Below are 26378 nucleotides of genomic sequence, written 5' to 3'. Positions count from 1 at the left end.
GAGACCAGCATGTCCACACCACACCCACTCAACCAGGCTGTCATCGCCCAAGCTCTCTATGACCTGCGCAATGGGCAACTGCGCCGCTGCAAGCTGATGGGGTTTGGCGAGGAAGAGCTGGGCGCCCTCAAGCATCCCGCGCTGATCAGCGTGCTGGCTAACGCCAGCGTCTCGTGGTGCTCCGTGACGGTCAACCGCGAAGTACTCCGGCGTCTGCTCAGGCAGGCGCAGGACGTGGAAAAGGAAATCGCCACGGTCGATCGCATGCTTAGGCTGGGCGCGAGCACCGAAATGGTGAGCCGTTTCTACGGCCTGACCCACCAGGAAGTGGCGCTTCGCCGCGAAATCCTCGGCCTGCCCAAGCGCAAGGGCCGCCATCCCGTGCTGGACGAGAAGCAGGACACGGAGCTGTGGCAGCAATGGAAGGCCGTGACCAGCAGCAGGAACGTCGATCTCGAAGACGAGACCTCCATCCTCGATGCCGCCATGGACTTGGCTGAAGGCATGTCGCTGCCTTTATCGGTGGTCTGGGCCTCGATCAAGAGCTGGGTCGATCAGGGATTGGGTTGACCATGGCCGTGGACGACACCGCACCACGTCGTGGCCCCATCGCACTCGCAGACCTGTTCGACGCTGCGCTGAAAAACCTTGTGCCCAAGCCCAACGCCGACGCGCCCCCGCCCACACCCACGCCTGTCGCGATGCCCACGGGCCCGGCGTCTGGCGATGCCTTCCTGTTCAGCGGCAACCGGCACGAGTCCGTACCGCGGCGGCTGTTCCTCGACCGTCGCCTGACGCCGTTGGAGCGCAACGCCTGGCAGGTCTTCCGGCTGATGCAGGGCGACGATGGCGTGACGGCGTTCCCGACGTATGAACAGCTTCGGCCCTGGCTGGCCTCGATGCCCTGCGCCGGACAGGCCTCGCACGAAACCGTGGCGCGAGCGCTGACGCTGCTGCGCCTGACCCGCTGGCTGAGCCTCGTGCGGCGGCGACGCGACCCCAAGAGTGGCCGCATCCTCGGCAATCTGTACGTGCTACACGACGAACCACTGACCCCGTTCGAGGCCATGCAGCTCGACCCGGACTACCTGCAACTCGTCAGCCAGGCGCTCGGCCATTCCGCCAAGGCCGTGCAGATCGTGGGCCTGCACACCCTCAAGGAAATCGGCCAAGACCCGATGCTGGCCGGGCGCACCCTGCCGTCGAGGCTGCAAGTCCTGGCCGAACGCCTCGCCAGCCAGGGCGTCGGGGCGCACGAAAGTTATCCACAGGAGGACGCCACGCACGATTCCGAAGAAGGGGCGACGAGCCTTCTTTGGAATCCCGATGACCCCACTTCGGAATCCGAAGCAGGGCCGAAACCCGCGCCAGACGCCTCTCTTCGGAATCCGAAGCAGGCCCGTACAGTACGTAGTAGTCGTATTGATGAAGTACGTACTACCGCGCAGGCGCGCGTGCTGGACGACCTGCAATGGCCCAAGCGCTTCGCGGAACTGAAGGCAGAGCAGCAAACAGGTGCCAGAGTGGCATTGCAGCAAGTCGATGTTTCGCTCAGGCAGGCCGTGCTGGACGAATGGGCCACGCGATGCAGCAACCACGGCATCCGCAATCCTGCGGGGTATCTGTTCGGCATCATCCAGCGGGCCATCCATGGCGAGTTCAACGCCTGGGCCAAGAAAGACGCACCCTCGGCACCTGTCCCGCCAAACGAGCGGCCACCACCAGCGGCACCACCACCTCAACCGCAGGGCAAGCCTGTGCCGCCAGAAGTCGCCAGGCAGCACATCGAGCGGCTACGCAAGCTGCTCGCCAGCAAGTGAGCAGGCGTGCAAGACGGTGAAGTGGCTGCCGGTGGCTTTCAGTAGAGCTATCCCCTGGGGATAGTTCCACTGACGGCTACGACGTCGAACCGCTGCACGCCGGGCCTGGATCGCCTGCCGCGGATCGGCCTTGTCCGCGCTGATCCGGGTGTGCAGCGTTCCTTGGCGCTCCATGGAGCTATCCCCAGGGGATAGCTCGCGCCACATGCAACCACCGCGCCCTGAACCGGGGACGGGCGGGTTTCGGTTTGTTGACTGACTGCCTTCCGCTTCTTGCCGAAGCTGGCCGCTCTTTTCCAACAACGAGCGGACACCATGGCAACGACCAATGAACCCTTGCAACTGAATCTCGGCTCCTTGCGCAGCGCGATGTCGCTGACGCTGCACACGCATCACGCCTCGCGCATCTGGCACGGCCGCGCCGCTGCCGAGGGGCGACCCGGCATCGTCGGCTTGAACGGCTACATCGCCCAGATGAACAAGATGCGGCGCGGCTCGGAGCAGGATGACCCGTACAGCGATTTCTGGACGCTGCGCATCGAGGACAAGCTCGACCAGACCAAGGCCACGCTGCAATCGCTGCGCGAACAGGTGGACCAGGCACTCGCGAGCGTTCCGCCGGCACTGACCCTGGGCGAAAACCTTAACGTGCAACCCGTCAAGCTGCCGCTGTTCGTCAATGCGCAGTTGGGCTTTGCCGCCGTCTATCTGTTGGCCGACTACGACGACATTGCCCGCAAGCTGATCCTCGCGCATCACACCGCACTCATCGACCGCAGCACTTTGGAGCGTTGGCTCAACGAGGGCGCGCACGCACTGCGCAGTCTTTTCAGCCTGGCGCAGCAGTACCGCTACTCGGGCTGCACCCGCGACGACTTCGCGGCGAAGAACGCTGCAGCTCGGGCCGCACTGGAAAAATTCGGCGAACTGCCGCAGGACGTGCTGGAAGGCACGCGCCGCTCGAAGTTCGCGCCGCCCACCGTGCGCCGTGGCCTGCAGCTGCGCAGTGACGGTCCTGCCGCGGCACCTTCCCCCAGCGACGAGGCCGCCACCACGGAGGCCCCCGAAGCGACGGGCGGCGAGGACGCGCAGGCATGAGCGATCCGAACCGCGACACCCGCTACTTCCACCCCCTGCAACAGACAGCTTTCATGAAGCTGGAACATGCCGCCTCTCTAAAAGGCCTTTTGAAGCCTTTTAAGGGTAAGGGGGATCTTGAGGCTTGGGCCAGCCAGTGCTTCGGCATGCGCGACGAGTTGATTGCCCTGGCGCAGCGTCAGGTGCTGCAACAGGCCCTCGGGCATCCCTTCCACCTGCTGCCCATCGAACTGGCCCAGCAGACCACTGGCGCAGGCACGGCGTTTCTGCGCTGGCGCAAGCACGACCGCTCGGCCATGGGCGTCACCTTGTGGCAAGAGCTGATGGCGAGCACCAGCACGCCGGTCAACCTGCTGGCCGACCTGCACGCCATCGAGCTTCAGCGCATTACGCTGAACATGCAGATCAGCCTGTTGCACACCTTGGGCAGGCAGGCCCAGGAGTGCGCCAGCAAGGCCGCCGAGGCGGAAGACGCCTACCTGCGCCGGCTCAAGTCCACGCCAGCCGCCATGCGTGATCGGTGATCGCGCCGGGCAACCCAGCACGCGCCCGCCACCGACCAGGTGCGGGTATTTCAACCACCACGGAGATTGCAACATGAGCACGCATTTTTCTGGCGAGGGCAACATCGGTTCGCCCCCCGAGTACCGGGAGTTCCCCAACGGCAACGACGAGCCCAGCCGCCTTTTGCGCCTGAACGTCTATTTCGACAACCCCATTCCCAAGAAGGATGGCAGCTTCGAGGACCGCGGCGGCTTCTGGGCGCCGGTGGAAGTCTGGCACCGCGACGCCGCGCACTGGAAGGACCTGTACCAGAAAGGCATGCGTGTCCTGGTCGTCGGCCGCATGGAGCGCGAACCCTGGACGGACAACGAGGATCAGCCGCGCGAGACCTGGCAGATCAACGCGCGCAGCGTCGGCATCCTGCCGTTCCGCATCGAGTCCGTGACCCTCAGCCCCAGGCAGCAGGAGACCACGCAGGACACGCAGCCGAATCCCCAGGCCGCCCAGGAACCGGCAGCGCCGAAGGAGCCGAAGCGCAGGAAGTGAGCCGGCATGGGGCGGCGGCAGTTGTCCGTCGCCCCAATGCCTTCGCGAGCTATCCCCAGGGGATAGCTCCATCAACGTCCACCGGCTTCCACGCACTCCCGAAAATCGCGGCTCCCGGCCCGCACACCTCCGGCCGCACGCCACTCCCGTCCCCGCCATTCCATCCCGTGAAAGTGGTCGCCACCGCATGCGGCTTGTTTGCTGCTGCCCCTGGTGGTGCTCGGCATCCTCGATTCCAGCAACTCAATGAACCACGGAATTCGGATGGACGGACATGCGGCTGTTCTTGTGCGAGAAGCCCTCCCAGGGCAAAGACATTGGTCGAATCCTCGGCGCGACGCAGCGCGGTGAAGGCTGTCTCAGCGGCTCCGGCGTCACCGTTACCTGGTGCATCGGCCATCTCGTAGAAGCGGCAGCTCCCGAGGTCTATGACGCAGCGCTCAAGCGCTGGTCGCTGGAGCAGTTGCCCATCGTTCCCCAGCAGTGGCGGGTCGAGGTCAAACCGAAGACCGCCACGCAATTCAAGGTCGTCAAGGCGCTTCTGGCGAAGGCGACCCATCTGGTCATCGCCACCGATGCCGACCGCGAGGGCGAGCTGATCGCCCGCGAGATCATCGACCTGTGCGGCTACCGCGGCCCCATCGAGCGGCTATGGCTGTCGGCGCTCAACGATGCCTCGATCCGTACCGCGCTCGGCAAGCTGCGGCCGTCGTCCGACACGCTGCCGATGTACTACTCGGCACTGGCGCGCTCACGGGCGGACTGGCTCGTGGGCATGAACCTCAGCCGGTTGTTCACCGTGCTGGGCCGGCAGGCAGGCTACGACGGCGTGCTGTCGGTCGGGCGCGTCCAGACGCCGACGCTCAAACTCGTCGTGGACCGCGACCGCGAGATCGCGGCCTTCAAGTCGGTGCCGTTCTGGGCCATCGACGTGTCCCTTTCCGCAGGCGGACAGACTTTCAGCGCGCAGTGGGTTCCGCCCGATGGCTGCACCGACGACGCCGGCCGCTGCCTGCAGCAGCCCATCGCCCAGCAGGCCGCGCAGCAGATCCGCACTGCGGGTAGCGCCCAGGTGGTATCGGTCGAGACCGAACGCGTGCGCGAAGGCCCACCGCTGCTGTTCGATCTGGGCACCTTGCAGGAGGTTTGTTCCAAGCAGCTTGGGCTGGACGTGCAGGAGACCCTGGAGATCGCCCAGGCCCTGTACGAGACGCACAAGGCCACCACATACCCACGCTCAGATTCCGGCTACCTGCCTGAAAGCATGTTCGCCGAGGTGCCGACTGTTCTGGACAGCCTGCTCAAGACCGATCCCTCGCTGCGTCCGATCATGGGCCAGCTCGACCGCTCCCAGCGCTCGCGCGCTTGGAACAACGGCAAGGTCACGGCGCACCACGGCATCATCCCAACGCTCGAACCCGCAAACCTCTCCGCCATGAGCGAGAAGGAAATGGCGGTGTACCGACTGATTCGCGCGCACTACCTGGCGCAGTTCCTTCCTCACCACGAGTTCGACCGCACTGTCGCCAAGCTGTCCTGCGACCAGCAGAAGCTGGTGGCCACCGGAAAACAGGTGGTCGTCAAGGGCTGGCGCCTGGTGCTGGCCGAGCCGCAAGCGGACGAGGACGGTGAAGTCACGGCACGCAGCCAGGTACTCCCCGTGCTGCGCGAAGGCATGGCGTGTCAGGTGGCCGAGGCCGAGATCAAGGCGCTCAAGACGATGCCGCCCAAGCCTTACACGCAGGGCGAGCTGGTCAAATCCATGAAGGGGGTCGCCAAGCTGGTGACGGACCCGCGCCTGAAGCAGAAGCTCAAGGATACGGTCGGCATCGGCACTGAGGCCACGCGGGCCAACATCATCAGCGGGTTGATCGCCCGCAGCTACCTTGTGAAGAAAGGACGCTCCATCCGCGCATCGGATGCAGCGTTCACCTTGATCGATGCCGTGCCCGCGGCGATTGCCGACCCCGGAACCACCGCCGTGTGGGAGCAGGCGCTCGACATGATCGAGGCTGGACAGCTCACCCTGGATGTATTCATCGGCAAGCAGGCCGCATGGATTTCGCAACTGATCGCGCAGTACGGCAGCACCTCGCTGTCCATCAAGGTTCCCCAGGGACCCGCTTGCCCGCAGTGCGGCGCACCGACGCGCCAGCGCACCGGCAAGACCGGCCCCTTCTGGTCGTGCAGTCGCTACCCCGACTGCAAAGGCACGCTGCCGGTCGATTCCGGCGCGTCCAAGCGCGGTGCCTCGCGCCCGCGCAGTAGCGGCCGCAAGGGCTCCTGACCGACCCCGCTCCCCGAGAGCCACGCCCGTTCTCAAAGGCGTGGCCCATGTCCCGCACGCCCTGCGGGACGCCCAGCGCGCAACGCCTTCTCTTGTCCGTGTGCGCGTCCCGCCCAGCCGTCCCCGGCCACGGGGCCTGAAGGTAGCTTCTCCGCGAACCATGTCCGGGGTTTCCCGGCGCGTTCTGCTGATCTGCATTTTTCCGCCTCTGCGAAGGGTCCCCCGGTGGCTTGCCAGGCTGCGCGAGCCACCTGGAGACCCTTCGCGGTCAGCGGTATTCGATGCCGTGCCCAACGGCGAAAAACAGGGCTCCTTTTGTGCGCGGATGTGCGCCAGAAGATGCCGGCGCCAACCACGACATGCGCCGGGTGCGATTGCTTGATGAGCAGACGGTTCTAGCGACGACCGGGCCTGCCAATCAGCCCACGGGTGGTTCCGTCCTCCTGAGCCGGAGGCCGCAAGGCCTTCGGCGCCTTTCTCCTGCCGATCAACGTCCCGGCCCGGCCACACGGTCCAGGGCCACACGAACAGGAGACCCGACCATGAACCCGCAACCTCGCACCCCACGCGGTGCGCCCCAGGCCACGCCACTGCTGTACGGCAGCGTGTGCAGCGGCATTGAGGCCGTGAGCCTCGCTTGGCAACCCCTCGGCCTCGAAGCCGCGTGGTTCGCAGAAATCGAGCCGTTCCCGAGCGCCGTGCTCGCCCACCGTTACCCCCACGTGCCGAACCTCGGCGACATGACCGCGATCGCCCGCCAGGTGCGCGCCGGCACCGTGCCGGCGCCCGACATCTTGGTCGGCGGCACGCCGTGCCAGTCGTTCAGCGTGGCCGGTGCGCGCCGTGGGCTGGATGACCCGCGCGGTGCCTTGAGCCTTGCCTATGTGGAGCTTGCCAATGCCATCGACCAAACCCGCCATCAAGACCGCCGCCCGGCGGCCACGCTCGTCTGGGAAAACGTCCCCGGCGTCCTCAACGACCGCAGCAATGCCTTCGGGCATTTCCTGGGGGCACTGGCCGGAGAAAGCCGTGCGCTCCAGCCGCCAGGGGATCGGTGGGCGCACGCTGGTTGTGTGTCTGGACCCCGCCGCCGCATCGCCTGGCGCGTGCTCGACGCTCAATATTTCGGTGTCGCCCAACGCCGCAAGCGCGTGTTTCTTGTGGCAAGTGGTGGAGATGACCTTGATCCCGCCGAAGTACTTTTTGAGCGCGCAGGCCTGCTCGGGGATTCTTGTGCGGGCAGCGCGCCGTGGCAAGAAGCTGCCCGCACTGCTGGACCGGGTGCTGAAGCAGCAGGCGCATGCGCAGGACTTGCAGGATTCGCAGGACTGAAGCAGCCCTACGGCAAGGTCACCACGACGTTCGGATTCAGCGGCGGCACCGGCCCCGTCGATGTGGCCGCATGCCTGATGGCCGCAGGCCCCAAGCACGACATCCGCACCGAGACGTTCATGGTGCAGTCGGTCGCCGGCAGCATCGCCCACACCCTCGACACCGCCAACAACGGCAAGGGCAGCAGCGAGGACGGCACCGGCAAAGGCGTTCCGATCATCGCCTTCACCGCCCAGGGCAGCGGCGCGGATGCCACGCTCGACCTGACGCCGACGCTGCGCGCTGGCGGCCATCGCAACAGCCATGCGAACGCCGGGGTCGTGCCCGCCATCGCGTTCGCGCAGAACAACCGTGGTGAAGTGCGCTTCGAGTCGGGCCATGGCCAGGTCGCTTGCACCGTCCTGTCCAACGGCAAGCCGGGCTACGGGGTGCCGATGGTGGCCTGCGTGTCCCTGCGCGGCCGCGAGCAAGGTCTTGCCGCCGAGCTGGGCGGCAGCGTGGCGGCCGCACTGCGCACCAGCGGCGGCGGCGCGGACAAGCCCCATGTGCTGGCCCCCGACTTCGAGGCGCATTTCCGCTGCGACTGGAACGACCCTGGCCCCGGCGACTGGTCGCATTGGCGGGTGCGGAGGCTGATGCCCGTGGAGTGCGAGCGGCTGCAAGGCATGCCCGACGACTACACGCTGATCTCGTACCGCGGCAAGCTCGCCGCGGATGCTCCGCGCTACAAAGCAATCGGCAACTCCATGGCCGTCCCGTGCATGGCATGGCTGGGCCAGCACCTGGTGCAGTGCCTGCACAAGACGGGCTCAACCGCTTCGGATTGATCGGCGACGCAGCCTGCGGGCCGCGCCATTCTCCCTTCTGCTTTGCCGACGTATCGGCAGCAGCCCGCAGCCAGGGTGTCAAGGCTGCCGTGGGTTTCGCCCACGCCACCCGCCAGTTCGCCTCGGCATCTCACCGGCGAACGCTGCCCACCGGGGCATCGATGCCTCTTTTTCCTCCAACCCACGGGATGGCCGCCACGTCCCGTCAGGGGCATGGCGCCACCCGGTCGATCTCAGGACTTCCCATGGACAACATCACCCAGCAAGACCGCATCACGCTGAAGAACCTCAAGGTGGCCGACTTCGCCAGCGAGGAAACGATGTGCTTCAGCGCCACCGTCGTGTTCGACGGCACTCCCATCGCCGAGGCCCGCAACGACGGCCACGGCGGCTCGACGTTCCTCCACGCGCTCAACGGCAAGGCGACGCTGCTGGCGCAGGCCGAAGCCTTCGCCAAGGGCCTGCCGCCTGCGCCTCTCGACCTCGGCCAGGAGGGCGAAGACCCTCACTACATCGACATGACGCTCGACTTCCTGGTCGATGAACTGGCCGACGCCATGCACGCGGAACGCAAGGTGCGAGCCGCGTTCAACCGCGACATCGGCAACAAGGTGCTGTTCATCAAGGACGGCAAATTGCTGTTCATCAAAGGCATCAAGCTCAAGGCCATCGCCGACCGCAAGGCGTACTTCGCTTCGCTGCGCGCTCGGCAGGCCCAGCCCATCGTCATCCTGGCCGAGCTTCCACCCGAGCAGGCATTCGATTTGTGGAAGCAGCATGTCCTGGGCGACAAGCCCGACTGACTCAGCGTCACCACCCCCCCTGACAGCCCCGCACTCGATGCGGGGCTTCTTTCTTTCGGTGCCCATCAATCGGGGTTGGGCCGGATGCCATTTTCCAACTGACGCAGCGCGGCCCGCGCACGAAGCTGCCCGCATGTTCGCTGATTCGTCAGCACATGCCAGCAGCCAGGGTTTCAGGCTGCCGCGGGGCTCTCCCGCGTTACCCACCAGTCCGCATCGCATCAAGTCTGCGGACGCGCGTCCCCGCGACGTCGATGCTTTTTATCAACCGCGTGCGGGAGCTGCTATCCCGTGAGGGACGTGGCACCGCTTTTCCAAGGAGCCTATCCATGTCCCAGCAAGCCTCTTTCGGCCAAACCTTCGGGCAATTGGCCTCGACCTACTGCGGCAAGTTCCTGCCGCTCGAAGTCCTGCAAAGCGCCGCCGGCCACTACATCGGCACGCGCGATACCGAAGGCCCCGTTTCGCGGGAATCCCGCGAGTTCTTCCGCAGCTATGCCGCGGCTCAACGTGCCCTCGAAAGAGGCGGCTGGTCCCAGCTCGCCATTCCCTGATCCAACTGGAGGAATCACGTCATGAACCAGCTACTGCCGCGGGAAGTCGTCGATCAGATCATGCGGGAAGAACAGCATTTCGCTGCCGCGCCCAAAGCCTTTTTCGAGGCATGGAAGCGTGGTGTCGAGATCGCTGGCCCCGAATGGTTCGGCAACGGCACTCGTGAAGGTCTGAACCAGGCCAAGAGCAAGTGGGATCTGCGTCCCAACATGCTGCAGCTCAATGATGCCCTCGGCGTCCTGAGCAGCGGCGAACGCATGTTCCTGTCTGCCATGGTCAGCTTCTACAACGCGCGCGAAGGTGGTGCCATGCTCAAGCGCTGCCACTTCCACGGGCTGTCGGACTTCGACGGTCTCGATCTGCAACGCCGCAAGGTCATCGCCGACCTGCTGGTGAACTACAACGGTTGGTGAGCCGGTCCCCGGCACACCACCGCCTTTTCGCACCCCCGAGAGGGACATGCGCCCACAAGGCCATGTCCCTCGATTCATTTCCCGTCGTCCAGTGCGGTGCTGACAACGCCATGGTTCGCGCTGCCTGACGCTTTTTCCATCTTCAACCCACCGGGTCCAATTCCCGGTGGCGGGAATTGGCTCCATTATTCAATCTGGAGAGTTCCCATGACCCAGAATCCCAATCCCTTTCTCCGTGGCTACTGGAATCTGAAAATCGTCCGCACGCTGTGCATCGGCTACGACGATGGAAGCCCGCATGTCTGGCGAAACATCCACGCAAGCCAGGCGCACCTCTCCGACGAGGAACTGGTTTCATCGTCCTGCATCGTCACCAGCGACTTCGCGGTGGTCAGCAATGGCGCCGAACCCGTGAGTGCCGAGGTACTGGCCGAATGCGAAGCCGGTGAAGGTGTCAGCGGCGAAGGCGTGATCGGTGCAGTGGTCTATGCCATCCATGGCGACGACTTTGACGGCCGCCCTGTCCACGTCGGCGACACCTATTCGGCGGAAGCCGCGCGGGAAGTCGTGCAGCGCCTGAGTTTCGAGACCGGCTACTACAGCCGGTGCTGGGAAATCAGCAGCGCACACATCAGCGAGGAAACAGGCCAGTACCTCGCCAACCTGGCAGACCTCGCGACGCCGGAGGCCTTCCTGTTCATCGCCTTCCGGGTTCCGTACAGCCCGGCGATCGGCGTCAAGCTGATCTCCACACCCTGGACGGACGAGAACCTGGAGCACGCCGAGGGCATCAGCGCAGCGCAGCTCCGACAGGAACACCAGAACAAGGGCATGCCGGACGATCTGGCGGAAATCCTTGAACTGGCTGGCCAGGCCGACGTACGCATTCTCATCCTCGACGCCGACGCACCTGCGCTACTGGGCCTGCCGCTGGCCGAGTCCTAGCAGCCGCGCAACGCGCCAGCCTTCCTTTTTGTCCCCCATGCCAGCTCGTCTCCTCGCCAGGAGCCGGGCTGGTCCATTTTCATAGGAGCAACCTCATGTTCCCCGACCTCATCTCGCGCGCACCCGACTTCGAGCAACAGCTTGGAGCCTGCGTCAACGCCATGAGCCAAGACAACGCCATCGGCCAGATCCTGGTATTCGAGCGCACGCACGGTACGCTGCACATGCGCCACATCGCCAGCGCCGACCTGTCGGACACCGACATTGACGACTACGAGATGGTCGTCTTTGACGGTGGCAACACCAGCGGCGACACATGGAAGCATGTCTTCTTCCCGCGTCAGCGCGAGCACTACTTCGTGTACGAAGCCTGACCCGACAAGCCCCTTTCGAGGGGCTTTTTCTTGCCCGCTGGGCAGGAAACCGGGTACAGCACAGTGCCGTTTCATACCGGCGGGTAGCCCGGCCCAAGGTCATCCTTGTCCCCATGTCCGTCGGCGTTGCCGACACATGCCCAGGCAGCCAAGACCTTCGAGGCTGCAAGCGCGGGAAACCGTGCTGGTCGTTTCTTCCTACGGGCGCACCGCGTCCATCCACCCACAAGGGATCTCTCCCTTGCGGGCGGGGACTCCCTTGTTCTTCCTCAAGGAGATTCCCATGGATCGCTCTCTCATCAAGACCCTGATGCCTTCGCTTGTCGCAGGCCATGTCCCCCGCAACGTGCGGTCGTTCAAGTACCGCGTGTTCGATGATCAGCCGCAGTCCTCGACACTGGGCTTCGCCATCGATCCCCAGCCCTTCGACGGCAAGGTGGTCGCAGCCAACGACGACGCTATCGTCGTCAAGCTCAAGCCCAGTGAGTTCGCGGTGCTCGATCCCAACCTGGTGACCACCGTTCCCAGCGAAGGCACCAAGGTGCATGTCCAACCGTATGCCCGCCGCCGCTTCGACGGCCTGCGTGCGGACACCCCGGAAGAGCGCACGGAGATGACGTCCGACGGCATTCCCTACACCGTCAAGACGCACATCCTCGGCTCCGCACCAGCCAAGCTACCCATCCCCGAGCCGCAGTGCCTGGAGTTGGGCCAGCTCATCCAGCAGTTGGAGGAAATGCCGGCACCCGACGGGTTCCGTCGCATCACCCACATGCTGGTCGATGCCGGCGCCCGCGACTTCACCTGGGTCGATCCCTCGCCGTCCAAGATCATCGAAACGCCTCCGGCGATCAGCTTCACGGTCTCGACCGCGAAGTTCGAGGGCCAGGTGACGATCCTGTACGACCGCGCGGGCGACACCTATGTGGTGGAACTGCACCGCCACGGCGAACAGTTCGATCGGCACGACGAGGTGTATTTCGACATGCTCGGTGAAGTGCTGGAGCGGCTCATCGATGACGGGCGCTGGCGCCTGATCGACGTGAGCGTGATCGACGCCAAGGCAACGAAGCGGCGCTACGGCTGAATCCGCAGCCTACCGGCGACTTGCCCCAAAGGCCTTCCATCCGTTCGGGTGGAGGCCATTTTTTTCAGGAGATCAATCATGTCACTGCGATTCAAAGGCTCCGACCTGCGCCCCGTGCTGGCCGAGGCCGTCGCCAACCAATGCCGCGTCGTCCTCGCAAAGGACCAGGGCGTGTACTTTCTCGCCGAGCGCGGGGAGCGCCGCCCCGATGGCCGCGTGAAGCTGTTGGCCTATGCCGTCGGCTGCAACCCTGATACCGACCCGTTCGATGAATGGTGGGAACTGGCGCGCGCCGAACTGGGCGGCGACGATTTCGGCGAATTCTTCGACCCGAAGGAAGGCGTCTTCGCACGCATCCTGCACGGCACCGACGATCTGATGCTGTCCGCCACCACGACGCATCTGTCGCTGGAGGTCGCTCCATCGGTATAGCGCAACTACTGCTGCACCCCTCACAGCCCCCATTGGGGGCTTTCTTTTGGGCCGGATCAAGTGGCGGATGCAAAGGGAAACGCCCGGATGCCGATTGATTGCTGCCCTGCGCGCGAGGACCGGCCATGCTGACCCCATGCCTGCTGACGTTGTCAGCGACATGCCAGGCAACCATCGGTCTTCGAGGTTGCGGCGCAGTTCCCACTGCGTGATCGAGCCAGCTCGCACCGCATCCATCCGCGAGCGGCCACCATTCTTGGTGGTGGATGCTTTCGCCTTATCAACCCATCGCGGGGTTACGCACCTTTCCCCGCATGCGTGGGCCGGTGTGTCTCCGCTTCATCCCTATGGAGATTCACCATGAGCACCACGTCCAACGAGAAATCGTATTTCGACATCCACACCTCGGGCATCGGCTACATCCAGCGTGTCCGTGAGGTTCCCGTCCGGGGCGGCCGCCGCGCGCAGCCCTTCCTGGCATGCACCATCGCCGCGCTGGTCGGTTCCGCCAAGGACCCCAGCTACCGCTACTTCGACGTCAAGGTCTCGGGTGCCGAGGCCAAGAAACTGGTCGAGCGCTACATCGGCGTTGACGATCCCAAGCAGCGGCCGCTGGTGCGCTTCCGCCTCGGCGACCTCTGGGGCGATGCGTACATCCGCGACAAGGGTGAGCACAAGGGCGAGGCCGCCGCGTCCCTCAAGGCGCGACTGCTCAAGGCCGAGCCGCTTGACCGGGCCGAACTGGCTTCGATCAAGCAGCACGAGCTGATCACCCGCGGCATCGGCTACCTCAGCCGTCCCAAGGACGTCACCCCCAAGGATGGCGATCCATTCCTGTCGTGCTGCGTCGCGGCACTGTCCGGGCCTGTCGGTGAACCGGAATATCGGTACTTCGACACCATCGTCGCCACCCCTGAAGCCGAGCACCTGGTTCGCCGGTGCGTGCAGGCCATCGAAGGGGACCGCAAGGTGCTGGTCGGCTTCAAGTTGAACGACATGAAGATCGATCCGTACATCCGCACCAAGGGCGAACATGCTGGGGAACCAGCTGCAAGCCTGAAATCGACGCTGGTCCACATCGGTCTGATCAAGATCGACGGCACCCAGGTCTACCCGACGAGCCAGGCGCAAGCCGAGGCACCGCAGGCCGAGGACGCACCCGCGCCCGAAGCCGAGGTTGCCGCCGACCAGCCTGTCGAGCCCGTCGAGCGCGAGCCCGCAGGTGAAGTCGAGGAGCAGGAGCCGGCATTGGCTGCTTCGTTCTGATCCGGCATGGTCCCTCACGGGGCCTTGCCTGTTTCCTATTTCCCAAGGAGAACCATCATGGCAGCCACATCGGCACCTACGAGATCAGTCCTGCCCATCGTCGTCCCAGGCCAGCTCACGCTGCGGACCATCCGCGGCAAGAACGGCCCGTTCACGGTCGGTCGCCTGACCACTCCCATCGGCGAGTTCGCCGTCAAGGATGCGGAGCTGGAGCAATACCCCGAAGGCAAGTACGACGGGGAGTTCGTCATCCGCTACATCTTCGCGAAGTCCTATCCGGTCGCGGGCGGCGCGCGATTTGAAGTCCGCGCCAACCTCGATGGCATGACGCTCAACGGCATCGACAAACTGAGCCGCGACGAGGCTCGCAGCTTCGCCACGCAGGAGGTCGATCCGCTCGATGAAGAGCTGGGTACTCAGCCTGCGGCAACGCCGGCCCAGCCCGCGAAAGTATCCAGACCCGCCAAGCCCGCATCCGTGCAGGCGTCCGCGGACCCGCTGGTCGATACCACGCCCTTCGGTGTGGATGCGTCGCCGTCCGCTGCGGCTGCTGCTTCTGGCAGCGCCGAAGATGGCGATGCCGCGCTGTTCGGCCTGCTGTGGCCGCTGGGCGAGTCCGTGAAACTGGATTCGACCATCGACCGCCGCGCCCTGCGCGCGCAGATCGCCCGCTTGGGTGATTTGGGCTACGCGCTGGACTTCAAGACGCAGGAGTGGAGCCGCCAGGCCGAACTGCAACCTGCGTGATCGCAAACGCCGCATCTGCGGTGCTTTTCATCCACCCGCCGGGGCTCCTTCCCCAGCGGGGGAGCCTCCGGCCCTACCTGTGCAGGAGGCCTCTCATGGGCTGGTATTTCTCCCCCCAATCGCGATCTGAACTGATCGCAGAACTGATCGAACCGCAAGAGACCGAGCGCGCAAGCGTCAAGGTCATCGCCCACGCGCTGCGCGACAACGTCCTCTGGTCCGTTGCGGAAGTGACGGCCAAGGCCGAAGGTGTGCATCGTGATCCGGCACCAGGCCAATCCCTGCGCACCATCCGCTGCGATCTGCTTCAAAGAAGCGGCGGCGAGTGGGGCTACAAGCCACTGGACGAGTCCATGCACCCGTACTACTACTCGTGCCCGCTGTCCTATCTGAGCCTTGCCCCGGAGCAGTCCGCCGACTGGCGTGCAGGCGTTCGCGCCTACCACGCCCGGCGGCGCGCCCCCACAAAAGCGGTGGCATCTACCGCAGCGCCGACGGCCTGAGCCAGAAGGCGCGCTTTTCATCCACCCCCAGGGGCAGCACTTGCCCCAGCGGGCGGTGCTGTTCCCGTTCATCCGAGGACATCACCATGCCCGCAAACACTTCTTCCAGCACGTTGTATCGCATCGACGAATGCCCCGACGTGATGGCCGACGCCTGCGTCGGCGATGACCAGGGCAACCTGATCTTCCTGTCCATCTGGGCGCGGGACACCGCCGTCCAACAGTTCCTCGCTCGCCTGACCCTCGGTCGCGACGAGCAGGGGCTGGACCAGTTCCACGTCATCACTGACCAGGGCGGCAGCGTCCCAGTGTTCGTCAGCAACGTCGATCGTCTGGAAAAACGCATCACACGCGCCTACCGGCGAACGCTGTTCGGTTCGCTCTCCAACGTGTGGTTGTTCGATCGGCGCTGCGCCAAGCCCGACAAGGCCAACGCCAGCGTGCTGGCACTGTTGCCACGCGGTAGCGACCATCGGCTTGACCGCTTGTGGACGCTGGTGCGGGACACCTGCCCGCTGCCCTTGCTCGATCACTGGCGCGCAAACGTGCTGGAACTGCTGCAAACCCGCGAGATGCTGGCCCGCCTTCCGTTCGCCCTCGGGCCGCTGGAAGGCCATCGGCTCGTCATCGACGTGCCGGCGCTAACTCTGGCGCTCGGCTCGCTGATCCGCAGCGATTCACTCACCGCCTATCCAGACCCGGCCCGAATCTGGACGCCGGAAGCGGTAGCGGCCTGATCCACCCGTGCAGGCACGGCGTGCTTGCGCCCTTCATCCCCGCCAACCAGGAGACTTCCCATGGCTCTCATGTTCCCGCGGCTCGCCCGCAATTTCGCCAAGAACGGGGTGTGACGTGAAGTCACGTGAGTAATTGTCTCAGCCCCTCGGGGTTAGCGAGACCTGATATTCCGCTATCAGTAGCCTACCGACACATGCGACTTCGGCAACGAGGTGGTGTGAAGCTGTCGGGACAATGTAGACCTCCCATGAGGGAAAGGTCCTTCCGCGAGGGAGGGCCAAATCTGCCAGCATCAAGGCGGATGGGTCGCTAGGCTGAGCGACATGGTTAACGCAAGTGAACTGCTGATAAACACTGTAATAGCGAACAAGCCAAAGATGCTGACAGGCTTGGGCCAAAAGGCAACGTAGTCGGTCAACCCTCGTCCGTTTGGGGTTGCGCGGACATCACGACTACCGGTGAAAAGGCAGAACCTAACTCGCTCTTGTTACTCACGTGGAACACGGTAAGCCCGTACCACCGCCCCTCGGGGCAGGCAGACCGTAAGGAATGCTGTTGGTGGTGCGGGTAGAGGAATGTGGAAAAGGCGAATGCCGTCCTGTAATGGGACGGATAGGGATTGAGCCGCAAGGCAACATCATCCTGCGCGAAAGCGAGCAGACTTCCACTTGGTCTTTCTCTACGAGAAAACTTGTCCAACCTTCTATAAGAGGGAATTGCAGATGACTACGCAAGAAATTGCTTGCGCGGGTGCGCCCTCACACGAATCGGTCACATGGCACAGCATCGACTGGGCCAAGTGTCACCGTGAAGTGCGAAGGCTCCAAGCGCGTATCGTAAAGGCGACTCGGGAAGGAAAATACGGCAAGGCGAAATCCTTGCAGTGGATTCTGACCCACTCGTTCAGCGGCAAAGCATTGGCCGTCAAACGAGTTACTGAAAACCAAGGAAAGAGGACTCCTGGTGTGGATCGCGTCACGTGGTCAACGCCGGAGACCAAATCCGAAGCAGTGTTGTCCCTTCGCCGTCATGGCTATCGACCCCGCCCGTTACGGCGGATCTATATTCCAAAAGCCAATGGCAAGAAGCGGCCTCTCGGTATTCCCACGATGAGGGATAGGGCTATGCAGGCACTATACCTGCTGGCTCTCGAACCCATCGCGGAGACGACCGGGGATAAGGACTCTTACGGGTTCCGCCCCGGCCGAAGTGTGGCAGACGCCATCAGGCAATGCCACACGGTGCTGGCTTGGAAACGCTCTGCGGAGTGGGTCCTTGAAGCCGATATCGAAGGGTGTTTCGACAACATCAGCCACGATTGGCTCGCCGAGAACATTCCGATGGACAAGGCGATCCTCAAAAGCTGGCTCAAGGCCGGATACGTCGAGAGCGGTAGTTTGTTCCCGACGGAGGCAGGTACTCCACAAGGGGGGATCATCTCCCCGGTGCTGGCGAACATGGCGCTGGATGGATTGCAAGAGGTTCTTGGCAAATCGTTCTTCAGGACGAGGCGCCAGAACAAGCACTACGATCCGAAGGTGAACTTCGTTCGTTACGCCGATGACTTCATCGTCACGGGGTACTCGCGTGAGCTACTCGAAATAGAGGTGCTGCCACTGGTGGAGAAGTTTCTTGCCGCCAGGGGCCTCAACATCTCGAAAGCGAAGACTCGCGTTACTCATATCTCGGAAGGGTTCGACTTCCTGGGCAAGAACATCCGCAAGTTCAACGGGGTGTGCCTGACCCAGCCATCGAAGAAGAACACGAAGGCTTTTCTAGATTCGATCCGAGGTTTGATCCGTGCCAACAAGGCAGTGAAACAAGACGACCTCATCGGCATGCTCAATCCACGCATCAAGGGTTGGGCGGAATTTCACAGTGCCGATGCTTCATCCCAGACGTTTACTCGCGTCGATGCAGTCATATGGCGCAGCCTATGGCGCTGGTGCAGGCGGCCGCATCCAAAGAAAGGGGCCTATTGGGTTAAGGAAAGGTACTTCCACCGGATAGGCAACAGGAATTGGGTGTTTGCTGCGGACGATGGTCAGAGGTTCCCTGACGGCAACGTGAAATGGAAGATGCTGCGCATAGCGGCGGATACCAAGATACGACGCCACGTCAAGGTCAATGGCCTAGCCAACCCGTTCGATCCCGAATGGGAAAGCTACTTTGAAGCTCGCTTGAGCCAGAAGATGGTCCAGTCCCTGCACGAGCGCAGGAAGCTCGTCAAACTATGGCTTGCGCAGGATGGAAAGTGCTTGATCTGCGAGCAGCCCATCACGAAGGAGACCGGTTGGCATGCCCACCATATCCAACGTCGGGTTGATGGCGGAAAGAACACTTTGGAAAACTTGGTTCTGCTTCATCCAAACTGCCATAACCAGCTACATGTCCAAGGTTTGAAGGTAGTGAAGCCGGTTAGCGAAAGCGAGCTTTGAAAGGCTTGAGCCGTATGAGGGGAAACTCTCACGTACGGTTCTTAGGGGGGGATGGGCCAGCAATGGCCTGTCCCTACCCGACTATTACCCGACCGACGAACCCACGCTCGAAAGAGCCCTCAACGCACTGATGCCCAGCGATGGCCCGATGTGCATCCTCGATCCCTGCGCCGGTGAAGGCGTGGCGATCGCCGAAGCCGCTCATGCCCTCGGGCGCGAGCAGACTAAGGCGTTCGCTGTCGAGTTCGACGCGGAGCGAGCACGCCATGCCCGCGGCCTGGTCGACCACTGCATCCACGGTGATCTGATGGACACGATGCTCTCCAAGCAGTCCTTCGGGCTGCTCTGGCTCAACCCGCCATATGGCGACCTGTCCAAAGACGTCAACGGCAACATCGGCTATCAGGGCCAGGGCCGTGCCCGCCTCGAAAAGCTGTTCTACCAGCGCAGCTTGTCGCTGTTGCAGTACGGCGGCGTGCTGGTCTTCATCGTCCCCGGCTATGTGCTCGACGCGGAGCTGGTCGGCTGGCTGACGCGCCACTACACCGACCTGCGCATCTACCGAGCGGTGGAAACGCAGTTCAAGCAGGTGGTGATTTTCGGTCGCAGGGTGCGTCAGCGCGAGCTGGCTTCCGATGGCGTCAAGGCCGTGCGCAATCTGCTGCTGCAGGTGGGGCTTGGCGAAGTCGAAGCCGAGGAGCTGCCGATCGAGTGGCCGTTCCTGCCGTACCTCGTCCCTGCCAGCCCAGCCGAGCCGGAGAGTTTTTTCCGCGTGACGATGGAGCCGGAGCAGTTCGCCGATGAAGTCGGCAGGCTGCAAGGCCTCTGGCCGTCGCTGGACACGCACCTGGGGGCCTCGCAGCAGTCGCTGCGCCCACCGGCGCGTGCCTTGTCCCACTGGCATCTCGCCCTGGCATTGGCTGCGGGCGCGATCTCAGGGGTTGTGCGCTCCAAGACCGGGCGCGTGCTCGTTGTCAAAGGTGACACCCACAAGGACAAGACGCTCCAGCGGGAATTCACCGAACGCGAAGACGGCTCCGTTGCCGAGACTCGCATCCTCACCGACAAGTTCGTACCCGTCATCCGTGCGTGGGACATGACGCCTGATTCCCCGACCCGGGGCGAAGTCCTGACCATCCGCTGATCGTTTCTCCACCGCTGACGGCTCGCCGTCAATCTTATCCACCCAACGGGGTCCAGCCGCCCCGATGGGGTGCCGTGGCCCCTCCATCTTGAAGGAGCCTTCCATGGCAGCCCAAGCATTTCCCATCAGCCAGGCAAACAGCCGGCGTTTCTCTCCCGGCCAGACCGTCATGACCTGCGGCGTCGATGCCCTGGTCCAACAAGGCCGGCTCAACCCGGTTGCGTACCTGCATCGTCATCTCAATGGCGACTGGGGAGACCTCGACGACTACGACAGGCGGCAAAACGATGCCGCGCTGGCGTCCGGCAAAGATCGCCTATTTTCTTCCTACCAGATCGCACCCTCCTTGCAACTCTGGATCATCACCGAATGGGATCGCAGCGTGACCACGCTGCTGCTTCCCAGCGAGTACTGATCTTCTCCAACGTGGGGTCACCGTCGCCCCGCAGGGGCGCTGTGGCCTCTTTCCCAAGAGGAAATCACATGACATCCAACTCTCATGGCAAATACCGCCGCAAGCGGTTATTCGAGATCGGCGCGCTGGAATTCAGCAAAGACGTCGAAAACCTGATGCTCGAAGGTCGGCTCGATCCCATTCCCTATTTCGAGCGCTACATGCGTGGGGATTGGGGTGAGGTCGATGACGACCAGTGGCAGCAAAACAATGCCGCCGTGCAGTCAGGAAAACGTCTTGACGCGCACTACGTCATTACCCGTGAGCTGAGCATCCGTATCGTCACCGATGCAGAGCGCAATGCCACGGTCATCGGCCTGCCGTTCGAGTTCTGACCACACCTGCGTCGCTGGCAGGCCATCGACGCCTGCATTTCCGTCCACCGTCGGCCGCGTGCCGATTTTTCTTCCCACCACGGGGCATGCCATCGCTCCGCTGGGGGGCGTGCATGCCCCATTTTCTTTGGAGCATCACTATGTCCACCGAGATCGAAACCACCGTCACCGACATTGAACCCGAACAGGGGGAACTGATCGATGCGGAATCCTCCCCTCTGACCCTGAGCCTTCAGGATTTCGTCGGCGAGTTCGGCGACGAACTGCTCGACGCCCTCAACAGCGCCAATCCGCCGGTCTATAACGGCCAACCGCAGGCGCACCGCCAGCTCGTCGTCGCCAGCCTCAAGCGCAAGCTGTTCCCGGCCCAGGCCGAAGTCGTCCACGCCGCCGCCGAGCTGCTGATCGATCGTGGCGAACGCGCCGCGATCGTCAATGGCGAAATGGGCTGCGGCAAGACCACCGTCGGCATCGCCACGGCCGCCGTGCTCAACGCCGAAGGCTACCGCCGTACCCTGGTCCTCTCGCCTCCGCACCTTGTTTACAAGTGGCGGCGTGAGATCCAGGAGACGGTGGCAGGCGCGAAGGTGTGGGTGCTCAACGGCCCGGACACGCTGGTCAAGCTCATCAAGCTGCGCGAGCAGTTGGGCGTGCAGCCCACGGGCCAGGAGTTCTTTGTCCTGGGCCGTGTGCGGATGCGGATGGGCTTTCACTGGAAGCCCGTCTTCACCCGGCGGCGCTCCCGTCACGGCGACGTGGCGGCGTGCCCAGGCTGCGGCACAGTCATCACCGACCTTGATGGCGAGCCGGTCAACCCGATCGCGCTCGAAGCCGAGGAGTCCCGCAGGAAGTGCAGCCATTGCGCCGCCCCCCTGTGGACGCTGATCCGCCCGCGCAGCCTGTCCGGCAGCGACCAGTCCTCAGCCGTGCTGAAAGCCTTGAAGCGCATCCCGACCATCGGGGAAGTCACAGCGCAGAAGCTGATGCAGAAGTTCGGCGACGGGTTCCTCGCGTCAATGCTGGGCGACAACATCCATGAGTTCATCAACCTCATGGATGCGAACGGCGAGCTGGTGTTCTCTGACCGTCAGGCCACGCGCATGGAACGTGCGATGGCCAACATGGAGTTCGGCTTTGGCGAGGGCGGCTACCAGCCGTCCGAGTTCATCAAACGCTACCTGCCGCAAGGCACGTTCGACCTGCTCATTGCCGACGAGGCGCACGAGTACAAGAACGGTGGCAGCGCCCAGGGCCAGGCCATGGGTGTGCTGGCGGCGAAGGCTCGCAAGACCTTGCTGCTGACCGGCACGCTGATGGGCGGATACGGGGACGATCTTTTCTATCTGCTGTTCCGCGCCTTGCCTGGGCGGATGATCGAAGACGGTTACCGCCCAACCACGAGCGGCAGCATGACCTCGGCCGCGATGGCGTTCATGCGCGATCACGGTGTCTTGAAGGATATCTACTCCGAGAGCATCGGCACGGCGCACAAGACGGCCAAGGGCACCAAGGTATCGGTGCGCACAGTCAAGGCCCCGGGCTTCGGCCCCAAGGGCGTACTGCGTTGCATCCTGCCGTTCACGATCTTCCTCAAGCTCAAGGACATCGGTGGCAACGTCCTGCCGCCGTATGACGAGGAGTTTCGCGAGGTCCAGATGGACGTGGCGCAAGCCGCGGCCTACCGCGACCTGGCGGGTCGGCTGACCGCGGAGCTGAAGCAGGCTCTGGCGCGACGCGATACGACCCTGCTGGGTGTGGTGCTCAACGTACTGCTGGCCTGGCCGGATTGCTGCTTCCGGTCGGAGACCGTGGTGCATCCGCGCACGCGCAACACCTTGGCGTTCGTCCCGGCTCAGTTCAACGAGTTCGAGCTGACGCCGAAAGAGCGCGAGCTGATCGACATCTGCAAGGAAGAGAAGGCCCAGGGCCGCAAGGTTCTGGCCTACACGGTCTATACCGGCACGCGCGACACCACGTCGCGCCTGAAGGTGCTACTGGAGCAGGAAGGCTTCAAGGTGGCGGTGCTGCGCGCGAGCGTGGATGCCTCCCGCCGCGAGGACTGGATCGCCGAGCAACTGGACCGCGGGATCGACGTGCTGGTGACGAACCCGGAGTTGGTCAAAACGGGCCTCGATCTGTTGGAGTTTCCAACGATCGTGTTCATGCAGAGCGGCTACAACGTGTATTCTTTGCAGCAGGCGGCAAGGCGCTCGTGGCGCATCGGGCAGAAACAGTCCGTGCGCGTGATCTACCTCGGCTACGCCGGTTCTTCGCAGATGACCTGCCTGGAGCTGATGGCCAAGAAGATCATGGTCTCGCAGTCCACATCGGGCGACGTGCCCGAATCGGGCCTGGATGTGCTCAACCAGGACGGTGATTCCGTCGAGGTCGCACTGGCCCGGCAACTGGTCGCCGCCTGATCGTCACGCCAACGCCGACATGGCGCCGCCGGCTCTCCGTTGTTCCACGTTGCAGCCACGTCCACGATCTCCGTGGATGTGCCTGCATCTTCACTGGCCCCTTCGGGGGCCTTTTTCTTTGGAGGGAGGCTGTCGGTAAATCGGGCACTGCCTGGTTCGCATTGTTTGCTGCCGCTCGTGGCCCGAGCGGCGATGGTGAGGGCTCGATGTTTCAGGACGACGCGCCATGTGCCCCTCTCCACCTTGGTTTCACCATCCCGAACGCCGCCTGCTGGCGGGATTTCTCGGCCTGCTTTGGTCGGTGCTGGCTGGCGGCTGCGCGACGACGAGCGCGCCGGTCGCGCCCGAAGCCATCGAGGAAGTCTCGGCCGCGCCCGCACCCGAGGCTCCCGAGTACATCCCTGTCGTGCGCTACGGCCGCTACACCCTCGTGGAATTGGCACCGACAGCAGCGCAGCGGGACCTGCTGTTGCAGACCATCGACGTGTCGATGCCCGAGGATGCCCGTGTCACGGTTGGCGACGGGCTGCGGCATGTCCTCAAGCGCAGCGGCTACCAGCTCTGCGAGACCGCGCACGCGGTGATCGAGCTGTACGCACTGCCGCTGCCGGCGGCGCACCTGCACCTCGGCCCCATGACCCTGCGCGATGCGCTGCTCACCCTGGCTGGTCCGGCCTGGGAACTGCACGCGGATGACCGCGCGCGGCAAATCTGCTTCGAGCGGCCCGGCGACAGCATGACCGCCGACAACGCACCCGCGCCGCCCGCCACCGAGGCGGCGCAGACCTTTCCGCTGGCGCCCGCGGCATCGGGAGGCCAGCCATGAACAGCCCGCAGCCCACCCATCGTTCAACGGCCGCCGTGGTGATGCAGAGCCTGATGTGGCTCTGGCTGATCGGCCTCAGTGTTCTGGTGGCCCTGGGCTACCAGGCCATGAACGACCAGGCCGACCAGGAACGACTCGATACCCGGCTGCAACGCCTCGAAGCGCAGGCGACGGGCCTGGCCGAGACCATCGAGGCCATCCAGCAGCGTCCGGCCGTCGCCACGGCTGCGGACCTCAAGGACACCCGCCAAATCCTGGAGGCACGCGCGGCCCAGGTCGAGAAATCGCTGAGCGCCTATGCCGCCGCCGACCTTCAGGCGCTGCGCGCCGAAGTCGAGCAAGTCAAGGCGCGGCAGACCGCTGCGCGCGCCGCTGCACCCGCCCAGCCGCGCACCAGGAACAAGCCCACCGCCAAGCCCGAACCACCGCCGCTCCCGTTCCGCATCGTCGGTGCCGAACTGCGCGCCGGCGAGCGCAGCGTGTCCGTCGCGCCGAGCAGTGGGGACTTCACGCCCGACCAGCTTCAGGTGCTGCTGCCAGGCGATGCGTTCGGCCCGTGGCGCTTGCAGGCCGTCGAGGGTAACACCGCGGTGTTCCAGGCCGGCGACCAGACCCGCCGCGTGGCGATTCCCTGACCGGAGCAGATCGCATGAAGCCATCGATCATCCTTTCCGCGCTCCTGCTGGCGTCCACCCAGTGGCCCGCCTGGGCGCAGCAGCCCGCCACGGCTCCCGCCCGCAATGCGCAAAGCCAGGAGCGCCCGCTTGTCGCCCGCATTCTGGACGACCGGGTGGAGAGCGACTGGGGCCTGCAACCGCAGGAGTGGGCGCGCTACCGCGAACTGATGGACGGGCCGCTGGGCATCTACTCGCCCAACCTGGACCCGTTGTCGGCCCTGGGCATCGAGGCGCGCACCGACGAGGAACGGCGCCGTTACGCAGAGCTGCAGGTGCAGGTCGAAGCGCGCCGCGTCGAGAAGCTGCTCGCCTACCAGAAGGCATACGACGAGGCCTGGCAGCGTCTGAACCCCGGCATGCAGCGGGTGAACTTGCCCGACGACAAGCCGGTCGCGGGAGCCACGCGCGGCTCCGGCCGCACGGCGGTGTTCGTCAAGGACGGCTGCGAAGCCTGCGGCCAGCTCGTACAGCGCCTGCAATCCTCGGGAACCGAGTTCGACCTGTACATGGTCGGCAGCCGCCAGGACGATGCGCGCATCCGCGACTGGGCCAAACGCGCGAACGTCGATCCGGCGCGCGTGCGCCGCGGCACCATCACGCTCAACCACGACGGCGGCCGCTGGCTGTCGCTGGGCCTGCCCGGCGACTTGCCTGCGGTCGTGCGCGAGGTGAACGGCCAATGGCAGCGCCAGCCGTAGTCGCATCGCTGCGCGCACTGGTGCTTGCCGCTGGCCTGTACGCCGGCGCGGCCCATGCGCAAGAGGTTCCGCCACCGGCCTACCAGCTCGCCGCACAGCGCGCAGGCATCCCCTCGACGGTGCTCTATGCCGTGGCCTTGCAGGAGAGCGGCATCCGGCGCAACGGGCGCATCGTCCCGTGGCCGTGGTCGCTCAACGTCGCCGGCCAATCGCGCCGCTATGCGACCCGTGCCGACGCCTGCGCGAGCTTGCAGCGGGCGATGCGCTCCACGCCGCACACGCGCATCGACGCGGGCCTGGGCCAGATCAACCTCGGCTACCACCAACAGCGCTACGCCAGCGCCTGCGACTTGCTCGACCCGTACCGGAACCTCGCCATCGCCGCCGAGATCCTGCGCGAGCAGCACACCCCGGGCGAAGACTGGTTGCTGGCGATCGGCCGCTACCACCGTCCTGCCGGGGGTGAGCCTGCCGCCCGCTACCGGCGCAGCGTATCCCGCCACCTTGCCCGCGTGCAGGGCGCGCGCCCAACCGCCGCGGTCCTCGCCGCGCGCCAGGAGACATCCCTATGACGACATTCCATCTGGCCTTACGGGGCCTGCTCGTGCTGCTGGCGGGTCTGCCGCTGGCCTCGCTTGCCGGCGAGCCACTGACCGTGGTCGAAGACCGTGGCGGCGCATCGGCACTGCCGTATTACGAGGCCCTGAATCTTCAGCCGCGCGCCAACGCGCCGGCCCGGCCGCCGATCCCGACGCCCCAGGTTCCCGCCACGCCGGCGGACGAGGCCGCGATGCTGCCGGTGCACAGCGCCAAGCTCACGCCCGGCACCGTCGCGCGGCGGGTGATCGAGGCTCCGGGCCTGCGGCCTTTCGTGGTCGTCGGCGACGACGAGGCATCCCGGGCCTGGCTGCGCCGCCAGGCGGCAGCGCTGCGCGAGCGCGGCGCGGTCGGCCTGGTGGTCAACGTCGAGACCGTGCAGGGCCTGGCGCGGCTGCGCGCCCTGGTGCCCGGTGTGCCGCTCGCGCCTGTGTCCGGCGACGACCTGGCCGAGCGTCTGGGCCTGCGGCACTACCCGGCGCTGATCACGGCCACCGGCATCGAGCAATGAA

28 protein-coding genes are annotated in these 26378 nt (G+C 64.7%); all 28 read left to right on the top strand.

The window, feature by feature from the left end; all coding sequences use genetic code 11:
• Nucleotides 1–9: 9 nt before the first annotated feature.
• Complete coding sequence (locus OKX01_RS13925) at nucleotides 10–570, top strand: DUF2857 domain-containing protein (RefSeq protein WP_264671943.1); 561 nt, start codon at nucleotides 10–12, stop codon at nucleotides 568–570.
• 2 nt (nucleotides 571–572) lie between these two features.
• Nucleotides 573–1820, top strand: coding sequence for an STY4528 family pathogenicity island replication protein (locus OKX01_RS13920; protein ID WP_264671942.1), 1248 nt, complete (start codon nucleotides 573–575; stop codon nucleotides 1818–1820).
• Nucleotides 1821–2135: 315 nt separating this feature from the next.
• Complete coding sequence (locus tag OKX01_RS13915) at nucleotides 2136–2918, top strand: PFL_4669 family integrating conjugative element protein (RefSeq protein ID WP_264671941.1); 783 nt, start codon at nucleotides 2136–2138, stop codon at nucleotides 2916–2918.
• The gene (locus tag OKX01_RS13910; RefSeq protein ID WP_264671940.1) at nucleotides 2915–3442 is read left to right on the top strand and encodes a DUF3158 family protein; all 528 of its coding nucleotides are present in this window, start codon (nucleotides 2915–2917) and stop codon (nucleotides 3440–3442) included. The genes OKX01_RS13915 and OKX01_RS13910 overlap by 4 nt, the downstream gene beginning before the upstream one ends.
• A gap of 73 nt (nucleotides 3443–3515) precedes the next feature.
• Nucleotides 3516–3968 (top strand): single-stranded DNA-binding protein, encoded by a 453-nt coding sequence (locus OKX01_RS13905; protein WP_264671939.1) that lies wholly within the window; start codon nucleotides 3516–3518, stop codon nucleotides 3966–3968.
• A 274-nt stretch (nucleotides 3969–4242) separates the two neighbouring features.
• Nucleotides 4243–6255: a DNA topoisomerase III gene (locus OKX01_RS13900; protein WP_264671938.1), complete on the top strand. Its 2013-nt coding sequence runs from the start codon at nucleotides 4243–4245 to the stop codon at nucleotides 6253–6255.
• 542 nt (nucleotides 6256–6797) lie between these two features.
• Nucleotides 6798–8414 (top strand): DNA cytosine methyltransferase, encoded by a 1617-nt coding sequence (locus tag OKX01_RS13895; RefSeq protein WP_264671937.1) that lies wholly within the window; start codon nucleotides 6798–6800, stop codon nucleotides 8412–8414.
• 245 nt (nucleotides 8415–8659) lie between these two features.
• Complete coding sequence (locus OKX01_RS13890) at nucleotides 8660–9217, top strand: hypothetical protein (protein WP_264671936.1); 558 nt, start codon at nucleotides 8660–8662, stop codon at nucleotides 9215–9217.
• A 329-nt stretch (nucleotides 9218–9546) separates the two neighbouring features.
• Nucleotides 9547–9771: a hypothetical protein gene (locus tag OKX01_RS13885; RefSeq protein ID WP_264671935.1), complete on the top strand. Its 225-nt coding sequence runs from the start codon at nucleotides 9547–9549 to the stop codon at nucleotides 9769–9771.
• Nucleotides 9772–9792: 21 nt separating this feature from the next.
• Nucleotides 9793–10185: a hypothetical protein gene (locus OKX01_RS13880; RefSeq protein ID WP_264671934.1), complete on the top strand. Its 393-nt coding sequence runs from the start codon at nucleotides 9793–9795 to the stop codon at nucleotides 10183–10185.
• A 207-nt stretch (nucleotides 10186–10392) separates the two neighbouring features.
• Nucleotides 10393–11130 (top strand): ABC transporter substrate-binding protein, encoded by a 738-nt coding sequence (locus OKX01_RS13875; protein ID WP_264671933.1) that lies wholly within the window; start codon nucleotides 10393–10395, stop codon nucleotides 11128–11130.
• Between the two features lie 95 nt (nucleotides 11131–11225).
• Nucleotides 11226–11504 (top strand): uridylate kinase, encoded by a 279-nt coding sequence (locus OKX01_RS13870; protein ID WP_264671932.1) that lies wholly within the window; start codon nucleotides 11226–11228, stop codon nucleotides 11502–11504.
• Between the two features lie 283 nt (nucleotides 11505–11787).
• Complete coding sequence (locus OKX01_RS13865; protein ID WP_264671931.1) at nucleotides 11788–12591, top strand: GTPase; 804 nt, start codon at nucleotides 11788–11790, stop codon at nucleotides 12589–12591.
• A gap of 78 nt (nucleotides 12592–12669) precedes the next feature.
• Complete coding sequence (locus OKX01_RS13860) at nucleotides 12670–13023, top strand: DUF3085 domain-containing protein (RefSeq protein ID WP_264671930.1); 354 nt, start codon at nucleotides 12670–12672, stop codon at nucleotides 13021–13023.
• A gap of 360 nt (nucleotides 13024–13383) precedes the next feature.
• Nucleotides 13384–14289 (top strand): DUF3577 domain-containing protein, encoded by a 906-nt coding sequence (locus tag OKX01_RS13855; protein WP_264671929.1) that lies wholly within the window; start codon nucleotides 13384–13386, stop codon nucleotides 14287–14289.
• Between the two features lie 57 nt (nucleotides 14290–14346).
• Nucleotides 14347–15036: a DUF3275 family protein gene (locus OKX01_RS13850; RefSeq protein ID WP_264671928.1), complete on the top strand. Its 690-nt coding sequence runs from the start codon at nucleotides 14347–14349 to the stop codon at nucleotides 15034–15036.
• A 95-nt stretch (nucleotides 15037–15131) separates the two neighbouring features.
• Nucleotides 15132–15539 (top strand): hypothetical protein, encoded by a 408-nt coding sequence (locus OKX01_RS13845; RefSeq protein WP_264671927.1) that lies wholly within the window; start codon nucleotides 15132–15134, stop codon nucleotides 15537–15539.
• Between the two features lie 86 nt (nucleotides 15540–15625).
• Nucleotides 15626–16276 carry a hypothetical protein gene (locus OKX01_RS13840; protein ID WP_264671926.1) on the top strand — a complete coding sequence of 217 codons (651 nt, stop codon included), beginning with the start codon at nucleotides 15626–15628 and terminating at the stop codon, nucleotides 16274–16276.
• Nucleotides 16277–16999: 723 nt separating this feature from the next.
• A complete protein-coding gene (ltrA, locus tag OKX01_RS13835; protein WP_264671925.1) occupies nucleotides 17000–18715 on the top strand; it encodes a group II intron reverse transcriptase/maturase in 1716 nt (571 codons plus the stop codon).
• Nucleotides 18716–18782: 67 nt separating this feature from the next.
• Nucleotides 18783–19859, top strand: a complete 1077-nt coding sequence (locus OKX01_RS13830) for a DUF6094 domain-containing protein (protein ID WP_264672883.1) — start codon at nucleotides 18783–18785, stop codon at nucleotides 19857–19859.
• Nucleotides 19860–19962: 103 nt separating this feature from the next.
• Nucleotides 19963–20274 (top strand): hypothetical protein, encoded by a 312-nt coding sequence (locus OKX01_RS13825; protein ID WP_264671924.1) that lies wholly within the window; start codon nucleotides 19963–19965, stop codon nucleotides 20272–20274.
• A 68-nt stretch (nucleotides 20275–20342) separates the two neighbouring features.
• Nucleotides 20343–20648: a hypothetical protein gene (locus tag OKX01_RS13820; RefSeq protein WP_264671923.1), complete on the top strand. Its 306-nt coding sequence runs from the start codon at nucleotides 20343–20345 to the stop codon at nucleotides 20646–20648.
• A gap of 140 nt (nucleotides 20649–20788) precedes the next feature.
• Complete coding sequence (locus OKX01_RS13815; protein ID WP_264671922.1) at nucleotides 20789–23068, top strand: helicase-related protein; 2280 nt, start codon at nucleotides 20789–20791, stop codon at nucleotides 23066–23068.
• Between the two features lie 226 nt (nucleotides 23069–23294).
• Nucleotides 23295–23894, top strand: coding sequence for a PilL N-terminal domain-containing protein (locus tag OKX01_RS13810; RefSeq protein WP_264671921.1), 600 nt, complete (start codon nucleotides 23295–23297; stop codon nucleotides 23892–23894).
• Complete coding sequence (locus OKX01_RS13805; protein ID WP_264671920.1) at nucleotides 23891–24529, top strand: hypothetical protein; 639 nt, start codon at nucleotides 23891–23893, stop codon at nucleotides 24527–24529. The genes OKX01_RS13810 and OKX01_RS13805 overlap by 4 nt, the downstream gene beginning before the upstream one ends.
• A 14-nt stretch (nucleotides 24530–24543) precedes the next feature.
• Nucleotides 24544–25269 (top strand): TIGR03759 family integrating conjugative element protein, encoded by a 726-nt coding sequence (locus tag OKX01_RS13800; RefSeq protein ID WP_264671919.1) that lies wholly within the window; start codon nucleotides 24544–24546, stop codon nucleotides 25267–25269.
• The gene (locus OKX01_RS13795) at nucleotides 25251–25841 is read left to right on the top strand and encodes a transglycosylase SLT domain-containing protein (protein ID WP_264671918.1); all 591 of its coding nucleotides are present in this window, start codon (nucleotides 25251–25253) and stop codon (nucleotides 25839–25841) included. The genes OKX01_RS13800 and OKX01_RS13795 overlap by 19 nt, the downstream gene beginning before the upstream one ends.
• Complete coding sequence (locus tag OKX01_RS13790; RefSeq protein ID WP_264671917.1) at nucleotides 25838–26377, top strand: integrating conjugative element protein; 540 nt, start codon at nucleotides 25838–25840, stop codon at nucleotides 26375–26377. Before OKX01_RS13795 ends, OKX01_RS13790 begins: the two co-directional genes overlap by 4 nt.
• The last annotated feature ends 1 nt before the right edge of the window (nucleotide 26378 follow it).

The organism is Alcaligenes sp. SMD-FA (genome assembly GCF_025960365.1).
GTDB lineage: Bacteria > Pseudomonadota > Gammaproteobacteria > Burkholderiales > Burkholderiaceae_B > Alcaligenes > Alcaligenes aquatilis.
This window is presented reverse-complemented; position numbering and strand designations above follow the sequence as displayed.